The following is a 19,697-nucleotide window of genomic DNA, read 5'->3' on the forward strand; positions in this document are numbered from 1 at the left end:
TTCATGGGGCCGGAGGACTAGGTGATGCCTTCCTGCCTGGCCTTCTCTAGAATTTCAATAAGCACCCCGCTCTGCCTTTCGGTGGGGATCTTCGCGGGAATCTGCTTGGCGATTTTCAGTATGTCCACCTCCTTCTGAGTCAGGAATCCGCGCGCCGCTCCCTCTTGCAATATCAAAGACCAGCGCGCCGCCGGCACTTCGAACACCCGTTTCTGCGCCTCGATTCCATCGTCGATCTTCTGAACCTGACGAGCTGACCTAGCCACATGTCGATTTTTTTCAGCGGATGAAAGATTGTGCCAAAATTCCCTAGGGACAAGATCTGCGATCTGGTCTGCCCGCTTTAATAGGCGGTCCCAACAAGCCTCTTTTTTGCACCATTCGGTGACATTCGAAATTCCCTGCGGGGGACTGGCGATATCAAGGCTCACGGCGTGAGCGATGATGGCAAGCGTCTGCAATAAGGCCTCATCAATTCCTTGCACGACCCAGATACGCTGATAGTCCACCGTAAATTCTCGACGCCTAGTAATTTCACCAAGCAACGCAAGCGTGTATGCGACGATGTTGGCGCGATAGCCACCGTTGTACCATGGCTGAGCGGACACCAACTTTTCCGTCGCGTGGAACAGAATGCCTCTCGCGATGGCTCGGTGGAAATACAGTTCGTTGAAGCTGTCAGACGATTTTTCCCACTCTTTACCTATCCTCCGCGCATATTGAGCGAAGTTCTTCTGACCACCTAAATTCACCCACCTCGGGTGGTCATCGAACACATTTTCGAACTTGGCGAGGTCAGTCTTGGTGAACATCTGCGTTTTGGGGTATTCAGCCTTGAAGCGCTTTTGCTCACGGGGCGTGAGCTTTGATTGTGCGTCTAGGTATTGACCGCGCGCACGTTCATAGAACCACTTGGTTTCACGCTGTGCGCCCTGCTGGGCTGGTGCCCACATGCGCCGCGAGAAGTCCGCCATGCGCACATGAAAGGGATGATTGGAGAAGAAGTCAGCTGCATTCACCCGATTCTGCGTGTTGGCATATTCCGAAATTCGGGGCACGATCTTCTCACTCTCGTCGCTATCGATTACCGACAGCTTCATCTGAACGAAAATTCTCGACAGATCCGCCTTGTCTCGTCGCTGGGTATGAAAGAGCGAGGCCGTAGTCTGTCCACCGTTCACGATCTGGAGATCCGTTATGCGACTGATCTGGAGACCACTATCCGTCATTCGCGTTTCAATCAGGCCGGCAGTTGCGGTAATGCCGTTGTTGTAGGCAAAGAACATCTGAGGCTCGTTGAGGATCGTCGCCCTGATGCCCTTGTTCACCTGAGCCCGGGCCTGTAAGAAAGTCCGCACGTTCTGTTCGAGCAGCCTCGCGCTGTAATGACCGTAAAGCGTCGCAAGAATGGTCGCGGGCATGACAATAAGGTAAGACTGACAGGAATCCATCCCGAGGTCAGCCGACAGGCAGTTGATGCCACATCCGAACATTTGAACGAAATCGATGTTGAGCGGCTCCTTGTGTCCACGTGAGCTGCGCTGACGCTGGAAGCGCGCTATATCCCAGATGTGATAAGTCGCGGAGATCCCGCCGATTTGGTTATCCGGGTACGACTCGAAACGATCGCTGAGTGCTCGGTCTGAAACCAGATAAAAATTGACTTGGCGTAGTCTCTCGCTGCGGTCGGCGATCTGCTGCACAAGACCATATTCCGGCGTCGTGACATCAGGATTCAGCGTGCCTTGGAGGCTCGCATCGAAGAAGTTGGCTACTCGCTTGAAGGTGGCGTCCACCTCAGTGCGGGTCAGAGTTTCCAGCTCACGGCGGCAATCAAAATCCGCCACGAAGAGATCGAGCGCATCTTCGTCATTGAACCAGAACCCGTCAACCCTCATTCCACGCGAAGTGCGGAAAGGACAATGCTCGAAGCCTTCAACGAATCCGGTTTCGATCAGTTCACTGGTGACGGCCTCCATAAAGGCTTCCAACTGAAACGTGCTGCTCGCCTCTGCTCCAGCAAGCATCTCCTGCCGAAAGTCGTGAAAAAAAACCTCAAGCGTCTGTTCCATCAGTGCCCCCGTAGATGGCTCCGTTGTCGCAAGTGAATGAAGCGATCGCCTCCAGCTTGATATCGTAAGCGACCTTGGTAACTCCGGTCGGAAGACGTGACCGGATCAAACACGGGAAGCTTTCCTCAACGCGGAAACTCCATACCTCACTGACGACGAACCGCGGCTCGTCATAGTCTGGGAGCGGTGCGTACCCGTTCGCTACAAGCTTGCGGTCAAAGGCCTCGACGGCTTTCGCGTCTCCAAGTCGCGCCTGTACAGCAGCCACGAGATCATTGAGCGATTGTGCCGCGGATGCTTCCCGCAGGTTGCTCAAGCGATAGATGCGCAGAAATAAATCATCGTTTAGAGATTCCAGTTGGTCTTCCGAGGAAATTCGGACAGTACTTCGCTCTGCGCCGGACAGCGATTTGATCTCAATAGCCGTATTGCCGAAAATGAAGTCCTGATGGGACTTTTCCGGCCCAAGCCAGGCTTCGACTGCCGCGCCGGTTGATTGCAGGCGATCCATCAGCTCCAAAAGGAACGTAAGTTCCGCGAAGAGTCCCCATACTTCCTCGATAGACAAACGCTGCCCGCTACGACCGGACAGGAAAGTTTTCCAGCGGCGTATATGAGCGAGTGCCACGGCCAGTGAGCTCGAAGAGTCATTCGCATATTGCAGCGCCGACGTAAGCGTCCGGCAGAGACTTTCGAAAAGGTCACGATCCACCTGCTTCTCGAGCGTGAGGATAAGTCGTTGCTGACCCGGTCGGCCGGCGCGGAGGTCAACATCGATCCCATGTACCGTTACGACATGCTTTCGGTACTGCATTGTGTGGTCGCCGTCGAGCTCCACAATGAAGAGGCAGGCACCGTTCGCGTCCCGCCCCCAGAAGCAGGCGACAGCCATCTTGCCTGCAGCTTGACGGACATTGAGGTCGATGTCCGGTACCGCAATGTCGTCCCAAGGTGAAGCGTCAGGCATCGTAGTCATCCTCATCATCCGGATCATCCGGGGCACCCTGCATCCGCTCCAGCCAGACGCGGTTCGCGACCACCTCTATCTCAGTCTCATAGTGACCAGGCGGGAAGCTGACGCCGAACGCGGCAATCGGTCCCTTTGCACGGCTACCATCCTTCGGGCCTAACGAATGGATCATGAGCAACGGCTTGTTTCGAACTTCGCGATAGTGGGTATCCGATGGAGCAACTGGCCTTTCCTCGGATGCTGCCAGCCTTTCAGCGGATTCGTGCTGCTCCTTCGTCAGACCAAGTTTCTCATCGCCACGCGACGCGACACGGTCCTTGGCTAGCCGCCATGCCGTGCCCTGCAGGTCGGTGACGGCTCGCAACTGCACGTTCAGTTTATACGGGTGAGCGCTGTCGCCGCGGGGCGAGATCAGTAACACATCACCTACTGAATGGTCGTCTGCGAGCGTCCGAAGATAAGCGACGATATCCGCTTTGCGATCGGCGAATTGACTATGAGCCTGGAAGGCGATCAGGAAATCCTCAATCAGGTCCACGGCCACATCGTAGAAGATGTAGCCCTTACCGGTGTCTTCGGGTGTGTGACCACCAAAGCCATCGCGCCATGCCTTCTCGATCAGAGCAAAGTTACCGGTATTTACATCCTGATCCGTGGAGACAATATAGCTTTCCAACATCCGACCGCTGAAGTTCTGACGGAACTTCACCTTCTCTCCGGCGCGCATCTTGTTCGCAGCAGTTATCAGCAAACTGTCCGGGTGAGCCATGACGTAAAGCCCGAACTGGCGTGGACTGAGTCCATCACGGCGCATGCGCTTCACCTGCTGGACCAGCTCCTCCGCTGCCTGCGCAATATGCGAATACCAACTGATCGAGTCGCGTGAAAGGTGGATTCGACAAAGGTCCTCGAAGCCTGGCCTATAACCGAACCATCGGCCCATCTGCATGAGCGTGTCGTACATCTTTGTATTGCGGTACATGTAGCTGACGGTCAGACCCTCGATGGTCAGGCCCCGAGAAAGACTTAAGCCGCCGACCGCGATAGCGGTGAGTCCAACCCCCTCCTTTTCGTACTTTGCGTAGTCGAGTACCTCGTCGCTCTTGCTGTTGATGACAAAGAGGTGCAAGTGGTCAAACACCCCGTTCAGCGCCGACTTGACCTGTAGCCAAGTAAAGCCGGCATTAGCGTATTCGGCTTCGAATGCTTGTCTCAGTCCTTCCATGTAGCTATTCGCCGATGAAATGGGTTCCGGCATCATGTAGTTGGTGCGAACTGCCTCCCTCATCCTTTTCTCCCGCAGGCTGATGAAGTCCCGCACTGCCTTCTGCACCGGCACGAAGCGCGAGACGTTGATCATCATGGAGCAGTGCTTATTCACCTGCCCGCGTAGATTGCGGATGGCGCGGGCGACAATGAACTCATCCAGGGCTCGATAAAGGCTGGGAGGTAGCTCCTTGACCGTATCGTCTCGCTTGTGCACGTAGGGAATGAGGTCTTCGCAGTCATCTATCGGCCGTACGATTGACTGGCTGGTCTCTTCGTTAAGAAACACTTTTTCCGCGCCGAAATATGTGGTTGGCGCGTCAAGGCAATAGATGAAGTCGCGGGGAAACAGCTCCTCGCGCACATCTTTATCATAGGCATCAGGATTGATGAAGATGTTTGCGAAGGGAGTGGCCGTGTATCCGACATAGCAGGACTTGTCAAACAGCCCGAGAATGCGTCGGATCATGGCATTCGTCCGGGTGGGATCCAAATCTTCCTTATTAGTATTAATCGAAGCGTTATCGGCCTCGTCGTCTATCAGAAGCATGGGCACATCAGAAATGCGCTCTTTGCCTTCTGCATTTAACTCTTTGAGCCATTTATGGAGAGAAGTTAGCGTCGTCACCCGTTTTTTGATGATGAGGATGATCGGCTTACTGAAATCGTTGATCTTCCAGCCGCTTTTCCCAGCGGTGTTTTTGTTGAAGTCATCATTGATGTTAGTGAGTGTTGCCGGGTGCGGATAACCACGCTCCAGTCCGACACCGATTGTCTTGCGGTCTTCCGGGTCGCTGGAACGGCCTATAAAAGCTTCGTCAATGCGTTCCTGCGTCTGTTTGCGGAGATTGTTGTGTATTCCAGCGATGACGATGATGAACTTGTAGCCGGCATCAGCAGCCTTGGCGATCAGCCCGGTATAGTTGGCCGTCTTCCCTGACTGCACATGACCTATTACGAGACCGCGTCGGCTCCAAGCCGTACCTTCGCTGCACGGGTCTTGGAGATGGCCCAGAATCCGGGTTGTTACATCGCTGAGCGACTGCACCATACGAGGTGGCCACCCTTCCTTGAGCAGGAAGTTTTCGTATGCGGTCGCATAGGTCCAGGTGATGTCCCCACGACGATGGACCCACTGGTCATCATGCTTCGCCGTAACATCGACCAGCGACACACCCGCTCCCATGCGCGTGTCGACCGAAATCATCGCCTCGGTGATGATGTTCCGGAGATCACCGGTGTAACTGAAGATGCCTGCGATCTGCTTCGCTTTCTCTTCGACCTGGTCGCGTGTTGGCGTTTCAGCCATGTTGGCGAGGCCCGCAATAAGCGAGTTCGCGATATTCCTTTCTTCCGTAATGGCAGTCGTGCTCACGGGAATTCCCTTTTGATGAAGTCCTCGACAGTTTCGAACTCTTTGTCGAACAGATGCGTCGAACGGGCGACCTGAAAAAACGATTTCGGATCACCCGGTTCCTCGCCATAGAGGGCGTGCTTCAGGCTTTTCAGGCGTTCTAACGTCTGGGCACCATCCGACGACGTTTGGTCCACTTGACGGGGTTGAGTGGAATAGTCGGAATAGATCATCTCGACCGGCAGCGATGCGGCAATCGAGTCGAGCAGCGTGCGCACTGATTTTTCGTCGTCAGGCAACAGCTTCGCAACCAATGCCGTGATGAGCGGATGTTGCGCATTGATTTCGAAGCGTATGCCGCTGTGATCAGCGTAACGCTCCCAGAACGGGGCTTCGCTTTCTTGAAAGAGCTTCTGACCACGGCCACGATGCACAATTACGCTACGTGCGGTGATCTTGCTGATGATCTGGCGCAACCGCTCACGTACCGCATGGGGCGGACGCGCCCGTGACTTCTTGATATCGATGGTCCAAGCCTCATCCAGATCGTTCGTAAAATCGATCTGGACGCGCGCCAGCTTGGTAGCTTCGCCTTTCGGCACCAGCCGAAACCAATCGCCCCAAGCCATGAGACGGCCGTTTCGATAGACGTAAACCCCTTGGTTTGAAATGAAGTCGCTGCGATCCTGGTAGTAGTCGTACTCGGATGCGGAAAGTCGGCTGTGGTGCGGCAGGATGTACGGCTGCATAGATACCGCTACATCACCAATCCAAACAGTCTCCTCGGGGAGAATCTGCGTTGCCGGGTTCTTGCGACAGAAGGGGTCGAACGGCGTGATGGCATGACCGTTTATCTTGATGGCGAGCTTCTTCCGTCCTTTCACTTCGCCGGCGAGAAAGCGGTGGAACACCAACGATAAGTGCCGTTCTACGACGGCAAGCTTGTCATTGACGATTTCATCGCGCTTGCTGCCGGCCTCATCCTCAAAGAGCCGGTCGAGGTCACGCCAGATGATCAGTGTGCCGTGTACCCCAACCAACTCTACGAGAGGTTGTTCTCCAATCTCGTCCGTTTCAAGCACGGAGATGAACCAGTCGTCGTCATCTTCGACTTGCGTGAGATTCCATTCCACCCCGACGCGCACGCCGGCTTTCGCGCTGAGCATCGTCAGTCGGCGGCATTGCGAGAAGGAAGCCGTCTTTAAACCGAGGCCGAAGCGACCGAGGTCCTTCGGTCCTCGTTTCTGACGGGGATCCGTAGCGCCATGTCGCATTGCAGCGATTGCTTCCGCTTCTGTCATACCGCACCCGTTGTCAGCGACTACGAGTACGGGCGAGCTGCGAGTCATGTCGCAAAAGATCTGTATCTCGGTCGCATCGGCGGAGATACTGTTGTCGATCAGGTCGGCGATCGCCGTTTCCAGTGAATAACCGAGGTCGCGGAGCGACGCCGTCAGACTTGCCGCGCTGGGCGGCAGGTGATGCAGGGTTGCCATCAGTCGTTTCTCCGCAAGTCAGCCGCTAAGCGACTGACAACCAAGTCAGGATCCGCTGCAAGCTCGCACTCCCAGACCACGACTACCGTCCAGCCTGCAGCCACGAGCTCAGAGCGGTTCCGCTCGTCGCGCCTAACATTTCCATCGAACTTTTCTTGCCAAAACGCCTTTCGAGTGGACGGCGTGGATGCATTTCGACACCCCGCATGGCGATGCCAGAAGCAGCCGTGAACGAAGATCGCCGTGCGATAGCGTGGCAGGACGATATCAGGCCGGCCGGGCAGTTCCTTCGCATGCAGACGGAACCTGAAACCAGCGCGATGCAACAACGAGCGCAGTCGCACTTCGGGGCCGGTGTTCTGCCCCCTGATGCGCGACATGTTCCAGCTTCGGCGCTCGCTGGAGAGTGTGTCAGCCATCATCACACTCCCGGGATGGAGTCGAGAACCTCAGCAACGATCTCCGCAATCTGTCGTGCGAGCTGAGCAGGAACAGCGTTGCCGACCTGGTGGTACTGGGCCGTCCGTGGTCCTGAAAAAAAGTAATTGTCCGGAAAAGTCTGCAAGCGCGCGGCCTCACGCACCGTCAGACTGCGACACTGCGCGGGGTCGTAGTGAATGAAGTAGTGACCGTCTTTCGATATATGCGATGTGATTGTTGTCGAGAACTGGTCTGCGATCTGCACGCGGAAACGGTCGGAGAACATCTTGCCCTCACAACCCAACGCTACATTCTCGTGGTCAGGGAGCAGCGTGGCGGGGAAATCAGAAAGTTTCGGGCTGCGACCCACCTCTTCGGCAAAGACGGCGGCATAGAAGTAGCGCCGCAGGTCCGTTGCCATGTGACCACGCGCCTCATGCCCTGTCAGCTTGGTCAGTCTTTCGTCGTAGAGGCCACGAAGAACCTCATGCCGGGGGCGACGTGAAGCGTAGTGTGTGGATGAAGTTACCTGCGGAGTCGGGAGGCTAATCACACCCTGGCGATTGAGGCGTTGGGCAATGTTACGTGCGTAAACCGCGCCATTGAGCTGCCTACGAATATCCATTTCGGAGATGTGGCGGATCTCGCTGAGCCAGGTGTCCACGCTGTCAGGCCTTCTGGAAAGGCTGCTTCGTATTGCTGGCAATGATCCGATCGTGTCACGGACGCTCGGAGCTTTTAGTTTGCGGAGGGTACCCGGACGGACTTTGAGGTCGCCCCGTATGCCAACAATGAACATGCGATGTCGAGCCTGCGGTATACCGTATTCCTCAGCTCGCACCACGAAGAGGCGTGGATCGACTTCACTATCCACAGATCCATCGTCTGAAAGCGAATATAGTTTGTAGGCAAGGCCGCTCGACGCGCCGCCGATAGCACTGCCAGGTTTTGCCAGGTCGCGGACTATTCGCGAGATTGCGGATTTACCTTCGATGGTTGCTGAAAGCAGACCCTTCACATTCTCCATGACAAAGATGGGCGGGCGGTGATCAATGATGGTGCGCAGGTATTCGAGGTAGAGAGTGTGGCGTTCGTCCCGCTCGAAATTGGGCCGCCCCCTCATCCGTGAGCGTCCGACAAGTGAATAGGCTTGGCAAGGTGGTCCGCCGATAAGTGCCCAACGATCGCCTTCCGCGACTCGCTCGTGGATGATGCTTCGCACCTGCGTGCGAGATTCCGGTCCAAGGGAAATTCTCAATGCACTCTGCGCGGCCTCCCGATGTGCTGTTGGATGGCGCTCGAACAGCTCGTATTCCGTGATCTTGCCAGCAAGAAAGCGATAGTAGTCTTCTGGTGCCTCACCGCTCGGGAAGTGTCGGAAAAAGTGGCGAAGCAGAAGTGTCTTATGGGAGAACTCCTCGCGCTCGATGGAGACCACGCTGCGGAACCGATATCGATTCTTCTCATCCACGATTGAGGCGAATCCTTCACCGAGGCCGCCCGGGCCAGCGAACAGGTCGACGACAGGATATGACCTGTCGAGAGAGCAGCTCTTACCTTTGCCGCTTGCGCACAATCCTGCCACTGTGTGAATTTCTGTGTTCTGAAACATTGCTAGCGATTAGATAATGCGGGGCCCATATTGGTGCCCCTGTCAAGCATGACTTTCATTGCGCCCCCTATCCGACGTAAGGTCCCATTCTAGCCACACAGTAGCGGCTTGGGACCCTTTCTAGGCCCTGCCTGTCGCAGGCTGTGAGATTGGCTCCGATGGTGACTTTCGGGAGCGGATGCATCCTGATGCGCGACCAGGTTTGCCGACTTCGCGGCGCGCCAGTGTGCTGCTGACTGCGGCATCGTACGAGGCGCGCAAGTGAGACCATCCTTGTCCAGAATTCCACTCAACTTCCGCTCGGGGAACGTTCGCTGTCGTGCATTGCGCCTCGACGACGGTGACCAACCTATCGAACGAAATTTGAGGCCTGTATCACCATCGACAGGTCTTTCAAAGAGCTGATTTCGTCAGCCCTACGTTCAAGCCCACGGGAGCAATCGTGGCGCACAACTATCTAGTACTTGAATATCCAGTTCCGTTTGCCATCGTCTTTTCGATCGGCTACCTGACGGGCATCATCGCCGGCGCGATCCTCAACGGATTGCTTGGCGAGCAGCGGGCTGTGTAGCCGGGGCTGCGATCGGCGTACCGATTGATCACACTTTACCCAATAACTTTTGTGCCAGGCCTGCGGCTATGCCTTTGATGGCAATTGCACAGATCTGGCGTTGACCTAGCACCACCTGCATTCGCTACAGCGATCCGCTCGGCGCAGATTTCTTCGCTCCCCTCATCTCTACCTCGCTACTGCGCAAAGAGCCCGGCCTCATGGCCGGGCTCTTTGCGTTTGTGGCGCCAACAAGGAGTCACCCATGAAAGTTGTTCGATCCATGGCTTACACCCGTTACAAGCTCGACAGTGAGACGACCGAGCAAGACGTGCTTAACGCGGCCGAAGGTATTCTCGGGGAAAGGCTCAAACGTCAGGGAAGCATCGGCGACCCGACCGACGCCAACGCCTTTCTGCGCATGCGCCTTGGCACCCTGTTGCACGAAGAATTCCACATTCTCTGGCTGGACAACCGGCATCGCATCATCGACTGCCAGAAACTATTTTCCGGCACCGTCGATGGCGCCAGCATCTATCCACGGGAAGTCGTGCGGGCCGCGCTGAACGTCAATGCCTGCGCGGCCATTCTGGCGCACAACCACCCCAGCGGAGTCGCCGAGCCCAGTGCCGCCGACCGGGCCATCACCAATGAGCTTCGCGATGCATTGCGGCTGATTGGCGTGAGAGTTCTAGACCACATCGTCGTGGGTGACGAGTGCGTCAGCATGGCTTGCCGGGGACTGATGTGACGCGGATTCTCACGAGCAGCGCCCTTTCGTGGGGTTCCCCAGATAGCTATCCACGAGCATGGAAGACTCTCGCCTGAGCGACCTCGATTGAACGAAGTCTCAGATCCATATCACCCATGTGAAGTCCATGGTCATCGGCTTCGCGTCTGGACGCTCCGCACCGCAGCGTTCGCAAAGGGTACTCGACGACATGAGCGGCAAACTCGACACGGTCTACTGCATCCTGGTCGTTGCTACCGCAGTTCTGGTGGGCATCGTCAAATGCACCCACTGCGGTGGCTTCAAAGCTCCCTGATCCGATCCAACACACGCACAGCGCACAAGGCCCGGCATGTCCGGGCCTTGTGCGTTTATGCCGCCAACTTACGAGGAAACGACAATGCATCTGGTTGAAACGATGGCCTACGCCGGCGAGAAGCCGTGGCACGGTCTTGGCAACAGATTGGCCCCGCAGCAATCCATCGACACATGGAAGCAGCAGGCGGGCATGGACTGGCAGATCGAAGCATCCGAAGTCCGCTATATCTCCGGCAACAACCACATGGGCGTTATCAACACCTTCCCGGAGCAGAAAGTGCTGTACCGCTCGGATACCAAGGCACCGCTGGCCGTGGTGTCCAAGCGCTTTCACGTGGTACAGCCGGGTGAGATTCTGGAGTTCTATCGCGACCTGACGGCCTGCAACGGCTTCGAGTTGGAGACGGCCGGCGTCTTGCGCGAAGGTCGCAAGTTCTGGGCGCTGGCGAAGACCGGCCAGAGCACCACGCTCAAGGGGCGTGACCGTGTCGATGGCTACCTGCTGCTGGCCACGGCCTGCGACGGAACGCTGGCGACCACGGCACAGTTCACGTCGGTACGAGTGGTCTGCAACAACACCTTGTCGATTGCGCTGGGGAACGCCAACGGTGCCATCAAGGTGCCGCATCGCAGCCAGTTCGATCCCGAGGCGGTGAAGCGCCAGCTGGGCATCACCGTGTCGTCGTGGGATGGCTTCGTCGCGCGCATGAAGGCGTTGGTGGAACGGCCGGTCGACCCCGATACGGTCGAAGGGCTGTTGCGTCGGGTACTCACCTACGCCGCGCCGGACGGCAAGGCGGTGGTGGTCAACGAGCAGGCTCTTGCCACCGTCCGCTCACTATACGAGGGCGGCGGTCGCGGTGCGTTGATGGCGTCCAGCCGGGGTACGGCGTGGGGCGTGGTCAACAGCGTGACCGAATTCGTCGATCACCACCGTCGGGCGCGCAGCGAGGATCATCGCCGGGATGCGGCTTGGTTTGGGCAAGGCGCGCAGATCAAACAGCGGGCGTGGGACGAAGTGATGAAGCTGGTGGCGTGATACGGGACCAGTCACGTACGCGTGTACCGATCGCTGCCCCGGTAGCTCCACTGAAAGTGGCTGCCGGGCAGCGATCGGAGCGTGGTCACGGCAAGCGAGGCGGTTTCGATGGCCGCTTGGGGATGGGCCTAACACAGTGTGTGTTCGATGAGTGATGGCATAACGCCCGGCCCACGCGGCCAGACGTTGGGCGTGTGCATCCATCGTCCGCACGTACGGTGTCAATTCTTCTCGACCAGTGCCTTCAATGCCTTGGGCTGCTCCCGCTTTGGCAACTGCAGCAGCTTTACCAGTTTGGACAACAAGGTCGGGTCCTGGACCAGCGCCGGAATCAGCATGGCCAGTCCATTCCGTTGGGCTTCGTCCGCTTGGGACAGGGCCAAGATGGCATCCGCCATGGCCGCATCGTCGGCTAGAAGGTAGGAGACAGGTACATCCAGCACCTTCGCCAGCGTGTCCAGATTGTCGAAGCCGATCGCGGTGACCTGATGTTCGTATCGGTTGATCCGTGAGGAACCTTTGTCCTTACCGAGTCCCATGCGATCCCCCAAAGCGCGTTGGCTCAGGCCACGCAGCTGCCGCGCCTGAATCAGGCGGGCGGCAAACAAGGCGCGGGATGAGGAGTCGGGCACGGGGCGATGGAAATGCGGACGTGACCAGAATCATGACGAAACCTCTATTGGTGTGGCAGACTCTATCTATAAGATAGAGGCGTAAGTATCAAACCAACAACGGCCGCATGGTGCGGCAAGCAATGCGCAACAGGGGCGGCAGACAGACATGGACCCATACGGAGTCTTGGGCATCCGTCCGAGCGCCGGACGCGACGAGATCGAACTGGCCTACAAGGGCCGACGCAGTCAGTACCACCCGGACCGATACGCCCAATCCGATGCGGAAACGCAGGCATGGGCCACCGGCAAGATGCAAGAAATCAATCAGGCCTACGCGGTCGTGAGCGACCCCGAAGCTCGATTCCGGTTCGACCGCGCGCAGGCGCATGAGCCTGTCCGGCCCGAGCCACCGCCGCAGGCCGCGCCAACGCCTCGGGCGACGCTCAAAGATGCCTTGCAGGGATTGGCGTTCAATGCCGCCTCCCCGTTCGAGCGGGTATTCGTGGCCCCTCACATTCCATTGAAAAAGCTCCGTGGTGCACTGGGCAGCTATGGCCATGACTTACGCCCGCAGGACGTGGTGGCGTTAATCGACGACACGTTCTTTGGTGGCGCACGCGAAGGCGTGTTGATCACCGAAGCGCAGATTCGCTACAAGGCGACGCCCTTCGACTCCACGGACACACGCCTGCTCGGCTGTTTGTCCGCCATCACTGCAAAGGGGAAGTACGTCTATATCCAAGACGAACGCTACGCCGTACTGAACATGCCAGATCAACGTGATTTGAAGCTGTTGTTCGAAGCAGTGGCTCGGTATCTGCAGGTCAGAAGTTGATCATAAAAACAAGGGGAAAGCGAATGAAGTATCTGGCAGGGCTCTATGGGGTCACGGTGTTGCTCGCGGCGATCTACTTCGATATCTGGGGGCAGTATGCGTACAGAAGTTTCTTCTTCAATCTAGGGCGTGCGCTGGTATGGCCAGCCATTGCGTTCCCGACCGTTGGGACAATATTGAGTGGGCTCATCTGGCTGCTGGTGATCGGCGCAGTTCTAGTATTTGTGAGGAGAGACAATTAATGAACGGAAGTAGTACGAAATGGATCGTCATGGCAACGTGCTTGCTCGTGCTTGCAGGATGCGGGAGCACCCCAGAGGATAAACTGTACGAAGCTTTCAAATGCGGCAAGGCAGCAACGCTGCTTGAGCAGGAAAAGGACGGGGCCATGGCCCTGAAAAATGCCACCCCCTATATGCAACAGATGGAGGCTGACGGCGGCAATCCGTCCCGGGTTGCGATGGAGATGAATCAACGGTTCCAGGACGATGTTCCGCTATACCGACTGACAGTGAGTGGGCAGATGGCAATGCTTTCCAAGATTTACCAATCGAGTCAATGTCAAGCGCTCTACAAGCCTGCAGGCGGTTTGCCCTAGGCCAACTAGATAAACACGTCCAGACATGGCGTGCTAGTAGGACTGATGGAAAAAGAAGCTAAAGCATGGTGTGTTGTGGTGGCCTCAGGGCAATTCCAAGTCCGAATCTCAAGCCACCCACAAAGGAGTAAACCGTCATGAAAATGCGTAACCTGTTGTTCTGGATTACCGTCGCGTTGTCGTTGGTGGCTTGTAGCAAAACCCAATATCAGGCGGACGTGGATACGTCAAACAAAGCCTTGGTGGAAATGGTCCACCAAGCAGACGTGGAAAACGCTCCGCTCGTGACCGCCGATCCGTTCACCCCACCGTTCGCGGACGTGGCACTGGAACAGTACTTGGTCGGCGTTTCCACGCTCATACCGGCAGATGGTCCCAACTACGTCAAGAGCTACAATGACTTTCTGAAACAAGAAGCGCTGGGGCAATCTCAGGCAGCGAGCCTGTCGCAGTCTACTGGTTATCCGCTTTACCCGGTGCGCTGCGAGACCTACAACAAGGAAACAGCCTGTGTCGACAGTGACGACAACACCGTCCCACAAGCGGACCTCGTGACCAGTACGGTACTGATCAAGAACCGGGACGCCATCGCCAACCCGAACATCGAATGTAGTGACATTGTCTGCGTCGACGTCGCTTCGCGCCAGGTCGTGGGCCACGCTTCATTCGAGATCCTGGCGTGGCGTGCGGAACATTGTCGGTCCGTCCCCAATGCTCCGTACCAGTGTCCGTCGATCAAGCCCTTCCAGGGTCAGTAACACCACAACACCCGCGGCACCGTCGCTTCAATGACGGCTTTGTACTGGAAGAAATTCAGATGCTGCCACGTGCGCGACAGGCGGTCGTGGACGGGTTGATCTGCCGCCCCGCAGGCCGGGCAGGCCAGCCGGCTGGTCGTGTTCTCGACCTTGAATATGATCCGACCTTCCGCCTGCTGGAAGTCCACGTTGACCACGCGCCATGGCGCGGTGAGACCGAGTGCTTGAGTGAAGAGGGTTTCCATCGCAATAGCCTGCCTTCAACACCCTGCCTGCCGCAAGTTCGACGCAACATCAACCACACCAAACGCGAGAGAGCCTCATTTGAGGTCGCCATAGCCGAGCGAGCCAAGCAAGATGGCGCCCTGACCGGCTCGCCTGCATGCTGTCGAGGCCGTCTCTCGCTACCGTTTTCATGACTGTGGGTCAGGCCTGACGGATCGACGCCATAGAAGGCTGCATCCGTGTGTTCTGGAGCGACTGAAACACGTTGAATCCCATACGCCGGGCATCCGGCTTGAAAAACTGTAATCACAAAAGGCCGCCCTCGAAGGGGCGGCCTTTTTCATTTGGGAGAACCACGATGGGAAGAAAAACGGCCTTGCGCCTGGTAGAGACTCGCACACTCAGTCGCGGGCAGTGGCTGGAAGTACGCAAGGGTGGCATCGGTAGCTCGGATGCCGCCGCGGCAGTGGGCTTGAACCCGTACAAGAGCCAGTTGGAGTTGTGGCTAGAAAAGACCGGGCGGGCGGCAGGAAGCGAGGACAGTCCCGGCATGGATTCGCCAATGTACTGGGGTACGTTGTTGGAACCCTACGTGGCACAGGCTTACCAGCAAAAGACGAATCGCCGGGTGCGCAAGGTCAACGCGGTTCTGCAACACCCAACCTTTCCTTTTATGTTGGCCAACATCGACCGCGAAATCGTTGGCGTGCCCGGTGTGCAGGTACTGGAGTGCAAGACGGCAGGCGAGTTCGGCTCACGGCTGTGGAAGGACGGAGTGCCCGAGTACGTCCAGCTCCAGGTCCAGCACCAGCTGGCCGTGACCGGTAAGGATGCGGCGGATGTGGCCGTGCTGCTGTGTGGTCAGCAACTGGAAATCCACCGCATCGCACGCGATGAAGACGTCATCGCTCGCCTGATCGTGCTGGAGACCCGGTTCTGGGAATGCGTGGAGAACGACACCCCGCCGGCTGCTGATGGCAGTGAATCGTCCGCGCGGGCACTGCGTGAGCTCTATCAAGGCAACGACACCAGCCTGGACTTCACGGGCGACGAGCGTCTCGGTCAGGCCTTCGACGCATTGATTGCGGCCAAGGCTGAACTGGAGGCCAAGGAGCATGAGACCGAGCAGCTCAAGCAGGCGATCCAGCAGGCTATGGGGGACGCCAGCACGGCGCACTTTGCCCATGGGGTCGTGACGTTCAAGCGCTCCAAGGATGGCACCACGCTCGATACCAAGCGGCTCGCCGCCGAGCAGCCTGCTATCGCCGCGCAATACACCGTGACGCGCCCCGGTTCCCGCCGGTTCGTCTTGTCACGGTCTTCCGACAACTGACAGAGGGCAACGACATGTTGAAAGGTCTGGCGATCACGCCGCCTGTGATCGGGCGGATTTCCATCGGCAGGGTGGTGGAGCGCAATGGCAAGCGCCTGCCGGAGAAGGACGATCAGTTCACCCTGACCAGCCAGGTGCAGGGGCGCGATGGCTGGTTGTTACATCCGTTGGACGAGAAGCTCCGCAAGGAGGCGGATGGCCAGAAGTTGCGTGCGATCCCGGTGCGGCTACTGTTCAACGACCCGAGCCTCAACCTGCGAGCCGACTACTCGCTGTTCGACCGTGCCACGGGGCGGCCGGTATGCGTGGGCAACGGCGAGACCTGCCGCCGCACGGGCAAGGAGGGCGTGGCCTCATTGCCCTGTCCCGGGCTGGATGCCTGCGCGTTCTCGCAAGGAGCGTGCAAGGCCTACGCCCGGCTCAACGTGGTGGTAGGGGATGGTGAGAATGATGCGCTGGGCAGCTTCGTGCTGCGCACTACTTCGTTCAACACCATCCGAACGCTGGCGGCACGGCTGGAGTATTTCAGCGCCGTGTCGGGTGGGCTGCTGGCCTGCCTGCCGTTGGAACTGAAGCTGCGCGGCAAGTCCACCACGATGAGCTATGGCACACCGATCTACTATGTGGATTTGGTAGTGCGGAGTGGGCTGACTCTGGAGCAGGCCATCGCCAAGGCACGGGGGCAGGACGCGCAGCGGCGAGTCTGCGGCTTTGACCAGGGAGCACTTGACGAGTCTGCGCGCAAGGGCTTCGCCAACGGGGCGTTCGAGGAGCTGGAAGAGGACGTTTCTGCGGTGGTCGAGGAATTTTATCCGGGGACTGGGGCACCGGTGGAGACCGACGTCCCTCAGGTTCTTCCGGCGAAGAATCTGCGGGAAAAGCTAGAGAGCAAGGTTAAGCGGGTGACAAACAGGTAGGCCACCTGGGGTCAGTTTGCCGTAGGATGGAAGTGCACCCCTCGGCGAGGGGTTCATTGATTTTATCCTGCGGACCGAACCTCGCCGGTATAACGAGGTAGATGGCCCAGCTCGTCAGCTGGGCCAGACGGACCCGGAAAGAGGCGTTGCACCAGCCACGGATGCGCAAAAGGGGAAATTCTGCATGCAGATACTTGAGGCTACCATTCATCGTCTGAAGAAGGCGGCGCATACCAGCGGTCAAGGCTCCGTGACCAAACAGTTGCGTGCATCTGAGTTGCCCATCGATGCAACGTTGATTGCGGTGTGCACGGACCTTTTGGCACTTTATAACCGAACCACTGATAGTTCCGGCATGTTCGGTGACAATGCCAACGTGCACGTATTTCCGGTTCGCTTCGGGGAGTACCGGCAGCAGTCCATCCCCCTAGCGGAGTTTAGCGAAGCGACCGTAGATCTGATCGCGGCCCAGATGGAGGACGCGCCATTTTCTAACGGCGGTTACGTCCTGTTCCTCCGCTACGAAGAGCCGCCCAACGACTTCATGCTGATTGCCATGCTCAAGTTAAAGCCTGGCGCCGGCATCGATGAAGACAGTCTCGGCCTTCTGCCAACCTTGAATATTGACCTCGACCTGCTCAATGAAGCTGCGAGGATCAATATCACTCGACTTGAAGCCGGTGAGCAGCCGTATCTCACCTTCATCAAGGGAGCCCGCAAGTCCGCTCAGGTAACTGAGTACTTCCGCGATGCCTTGGCGTGCCTCAACTACACCAACTCAGCAGAACAAACGAAGGAGCTGATCAGGGCGGCGGACGACTTCGTCGCCCAACGCCAGGATCTGACGACGGAGGAAGACCGGCAGCACGAGCGTCTGGAGACTCGCCGACGACTGTTTCAGTGCCTCAACGAGAACAAGTCGGAAGTCACATTGGCAACGGCTGCCGCGGCCATATACCCTGCTGCGCCAGAGGAGTTCATCACGCACAGCCAGAGTCAGACTGACGGTGAGCGCGCCTACCGGTTCAATGGACGCTTTAAACCGGATCGGAAAGTGACGCAGGCCTTGAGACGCATCCGCGGCACGATGGGTACCGTCAGCGTAGCCTTCGACGTCGAAGACGTTCGGACTGGAAAGGTCGTATATGACCCCCGGACCGATTCGATCATCATCAGGCAGCCGAACCAGCAGCTGAGGCGGGAAATCCAGGAACATGTCGACGGCACTACCTGACAATCCACACGACATGGCGCTCTGGTTGTTCGATAACCTAAGCGAACTCACTCGCGTGGCCGGTGGCGCACTCTGGGAGGGAAAGCTACCGTCGGGGTTCGATTTTGATGACGTTGAATCCCACTTGGCAGGTCTGTCCGGAGCTCTGGCGGGCACCTGCCGCGCTGACCTCCGCATCATAGGCTTCTACCCTGGTAGCGCACATGTCTACGAAGACATGGAGCACATGCTCCAGACAGCGGAAAACCGCCGCCGGATTCCCGAGCGATTCACCCTGCGGGATCAACGCTATTCGTACCCTCCAATTGAAGGCACTTCGGTGCATCCGACTGCCGTGGACAAATACTTGACCACTGTCCGCCTATGGACGGTCCTCCACGACTTGGCAGATGTGCGTAATGGCGGTCTGTTATTTGTTGCAAGCCATGATGCCCAGCTCGAGATCCGCGCGGACTTTGGCGCCTCTGACCTTCGCGACCTGCCTGACTTTTCTCGCTTCACGGCTGAGTTTGGCAATCGCGAGTCGCATGTCGATCAGAAGCATTCGATCGTCCGTTCCAGCCTGATTGAGCAATTCAAGCCGCGGCGCGGCGTGACCATGTCTGAAGTTCTGGCCGCGTTCCACGACATCGCGACGAACGCCCGCCAATCACTGGCGATGTACATGGCTGAGTTCTCCGTCGCCAAGGTCAAGAGCGAAGTCGAACGCTTGAACTTGGAAGACACGCTCAGTCTTAACAAGACCCTCGCTGACATTCAGAACCAGCTGCTTGCGCTTCCAGCTGCCATCCTGTTGGCCGGAGCGACGATCGTCGGCGGCCAAATTCTTCGCAACTATGCAGTAATGGTCGGCGTGGCGATTTTCAGTATTTTCATCCTAACGATGGTATCGAACCAGCGCCATTCGGTTGATGCTATCGCTTCGCAGATCGTTCGCAGAAAGGCAAAGGTCGCAAGCATGCCGGGCGATAGTGGAACAAACGTCTTGCCACTTTTCACTGCCATTGAGCAACGGGTCAAGAAGCAGCGACTCACGCTGACCTTTATCTCTGGGGTAGTTTGGCTCGTCGCCGTGCTGACTGTGTTAGCAGTGCTCGATATCAACGGGCATCTGGAGTTCCTTAAGGGAATCGCACTGACCCAGAGCCTGCTGACTGGCCCAGAAGTCCCTGCTATCCCGTAGTCGTATAGCGCTCGACCGCAGAAAATCACCCCCTACGGCCCTGCATGCCTGTCGCCACACGGCGGTCGGCGGGGGCGATCCTTGTACTCGTCCGCGATCAATATGATTCATGCGCGTATATTTCCGGCGTGCATGCCGTTCGTGCTCAGAAACGACCGTATTAGGCGAATCTA

Annotated in this window: 20 protein-coding genes; 12 read left to right on the top strand and 8 right to left on the bottom strand. The window is 57.5% G+C overall.

The annotated features are described in order from the left end of the window. Positions 1–17 precede the first annotated feature (17 nt). From UUA_RS00110 to UUA_RS00130, 6 genes are read right to left on the bottom strand one after another with little or no spacing between them, the layout of a single operon-like run. Entirely contained in the window at positions 18–2,072 is a 2,055-nt protein-coding gene (locus tag UUA_RS00110) for an AIPR family protein (RefSeq protein ID WP_008433197.1), read from the bottom strand. Continuing rightward, positions 2,056–3,048: a PD-(D/E)XK motif protein gene (locus tag UUA_RS00115; RefSeq protein WP_238532981.1), complete on the bottom strand. Its 993-nt coding sequence runs from the start codon at positions 3,046–3,048 to the stop codon at positions 2,056–2,058. Before UUA_RS00115 ends, UUA_RS00110 begins: the two co-directional genes overlap by 17 nt. After that, positions 3,032–5,683 carry a Z1 domain-containing protein gene (locus tag UUA_RS00120; protein WP_008433200.1) on the bottom strand — a complete coding sequence of 884 codons (2,652 nt, stop codon included), beginning with the start codon at positions 5,681–5,683 and terminating at the stop codon, positions 3,032–3,034. The genes UUA_RS00115 and UUA_RS00120 overlap by 17 nt, the downstream gene beginning before the upstream one ends. After that, positions 5,680–7,158, bottom strand: coding sequence for an ATP-binding protein (locus tag UUA_RS00125; RefSeq protein WP_008433202.1), 1,479 nt, complete (start codon positions 7,156–7,158; stop codon positions 5,680–5,682). Before UUA_RS00125 ends, UUA_RS00120 begins: the two co-directional genes overlap by 4 nt. Beyond that, positions 7,158–7,577 (bottom strand): very short patch repair endonuclease, encoded by a 420-nt coding sequence (locus UUA_RS18675; protein WP_155943225.1) that lies wholly within the window; start codon positions 7,575–7,577, stop codon positions 7,158–7,160. Before UUA_RS18675 ends, UUA_RS00125 begins: the two co-directional genes overlap by 1 nt. A gap of 2 nt (positions 7,578–7,579) precedes the next feature. After that, positions 7,580–9,049: a DNA cytosine methyltransferase gene (locus UUA_RS00130; protein WP_238532982.1), complete on the bottom strand. Its 1,470-nt coding sequence runs from the start codon at positions 9,047–9,049 to the stop codon at positions 7,580–7,582. A gap of 583 nt (positions 9,050–9,632) precedes the next feature. Here UUA_RS00130 and UUA_RS20170 point away from each other — a divergent pair. The 4 genes from UUA_RS20170 (at position 9,633) to UUA_RS00140 (ending at position 11,827) form a co-directional block, all read left to right on the top strand. Then, a complete protein-coding gene (locus UUA_RS20170) occupies positions 9,633–9,761 on the top strand; it encodes a hypothetical protein (protein WP_274378154.1) in 129 nt (42 codons plus the stop codon). 244 nt (positions 9,762–10,005) lie between these two features. Continuing rightward, the gene (locus tag UUA_RS00135; RefSeq protein ID WP_008433208.1) at positions 10,006–10,491 is read left to right on the top strand and encodes a JAB domain-containing protein; all 486 of its coding nucleotides are present in this window, start codon (positions 10,006–10,008) and stop codon (positions 10,489–10,491) included. A gap of 127 nt (positions 10,492–10,618) precedes the next feature. Next, on the top strand, positions 10,619–10,786 hold the full coding sequence (locus tag UUA_RS19180) for a hypothetical protein (RefSeq protein WP_155943226.1): 168 nt from the start codon (positions 10,619–10,621) through the stop codon (positions 10,784–10,786). Between the two features lie 84 nt (positions 10,787–10,870). After that, the gene (locus tag UUA_RS00140; RefSeq protein WP_008433209.1) at positions 10,871–11,827 is read left to right on the top strand and encodes a DUF932 domain-containing protein; all 957 of its coding nucleotides are present in this window, start codon (positions 10,871–10,873) and stop codon (positions 11,825–11,827) included. A gap of 221 nt (positions 11,828–12,048) precedes the next feature. Here UUA_RS00140 and UUA_RS00145 read toward each other — a convergent pair whose 3' ends face one another. Further along, on the bottom strand, positions 12,049–12,435 hold the full coding sequence (locus UUA_RS00145) for a helix-turn-helix domain-containing protein (protein ID WP_167316973.1): 387 nt from the start codon (positions 12,433–12,435) through the stop codon (positions 12,049–12,051). A 190-nt stretch (positions 12,436–12,625) separates the two neighbouring features. On the opposite strand from UUA_RS00145, the gene UUA_RS00150 reads away from it, so the two are divergent. The 4 genes from UUA_RS00150 to UUA_RS00165 all read left to right on the top strand — a co-directional run bounded on the left by UUA_RS00150 (position 12,626) and on the right by UUA_RS00165 (position 14,632). Further along, on the top strand, positions 12,626–13,276 hold the full coding sequence (locus UUA_RS00150; protein ID WP_238532984.1) for a J domain-containing protein: 651 nt from the start codon (positions 12,626–12,628) through the stop codon (positions 13,274–13,276). Positions 13,277–13,299: 23 nt separating this feature from the next. Beyond that, positions 13,300–13,518 (top strand): hypothetical protein, encoded by a 219-nt coding sequence (locus UUA_RS00155; protein WP_008433214.1) that lies wholly within the window; start codon positions 13,300–13,302, stop codon positions 13,516–13,518. Further along, complete coding sequence (locus UUA_RS00160; protein ID WP_008433216.1) at positions 13,518–13,874, top strand: hypothetical protein; 357 nt, start codon at positions 13,518–13,520, stop codon at positions 13,872–13,874. Before UUA_RS00155 ends, UUA_RS00160 begins: the two co-directional genes overlap by 1 nt. A gap of 137 nt (positions 13,875–14,011) precedes the next feature. Beyond that, entirely contained in the window at positions 14,012–14,632 is a 621-nt protein-coding gene (locus UUA_RS00165) for a hypothetical protein (protein ID WP_008433218.1), read from the top strand. Here UUA_RS00165 and UUA_RS00170 read toward each other — a convergent pair. Beyond that, a complete protein-coding gene (locus UUA_RS00170) occupies positions 14,626–14,877 on the bottom strand; it encodes an ISL3 family transposase (protein WP_008433219.1) in 252 nt (83 codons plus the stop codon). The two genes, UUA_RS00165 and UUA_RS00170, sit on opposite strands and share 7 nt — an antisense overlap. Before the next feature lie 338 nt (positions 14,878–15,215). Here UUA_RS00170 and UUA_RS00175 point away from each other — a divergent pair, with 338 nt between their 5' ends. From UUA_RS00175 to UUA_RS00190, 4 genes are all read left to right on the top strand, one after another. Continuing rightward, positions 15,216–16,190 carry a YqaJ viral recombinase family nuclease gene (locus UUA_RS00175; protein ID WP_039953285.1) on the top strand — a complete coding sequence of 325 codons (975 nt, stop codon included), beginning with the start codon at positions 15,216–15,218 and terminating at the stop codon, positions 16,188–16,190. A gap of 14 nt (positions 16,191–16,204) precedes the next feature. After that, complete coding sequence (locus UUA_RS00180) at positions 16,205–17,107, top strand: recombination directionality factor (protein ID WP_008433222.1); 903 nt, start codon at positions 16,205–16,207, stop codon at positions 17,105–17,107. Positions 17,108–17,291: 184 nt separating this feature from the next. Beyond that, positions 17,292–18,341 carry a nucleoid-associated protein gene (locus tag UUA_RS00185; protein ID WP_008433223.1) on the top strand — a complete coding sequence of 350 codons (1,050 nt, stop codon included), beginning with the start codon at positions 17,292–17,294 and terminating at the stop codon, positions 18,339–18,341. Further along, a complete protein-coding gene (locus UUA_RS00190) occupies positions 18,322–19,524 on the top strand; it encodes a hypothetical protein (RefSeq protein ID WP_008433225.1) in 1,203 nt (400 codons plus the stop codon). The genes UUA_RS00185 and UUA_RS00190 overlap by 20 nt, the downstream gene beginning before the upstream one ends. Positions 19,525–19,697: the final 173 nt, after the last annotated feature.

Origin of the sequence: Rhodanobacter thiooxydans LCS2, from assembly GCF_000264375.1 — a bacterium.
GTDB classification, from domain to species: Bacteria; Pseudomonadota; Gammaproteobacteria; order Xanthomonadales; family Rhodanobacteraceae; genus Rhodanobacter; species Rhodanobacter thiooxydans.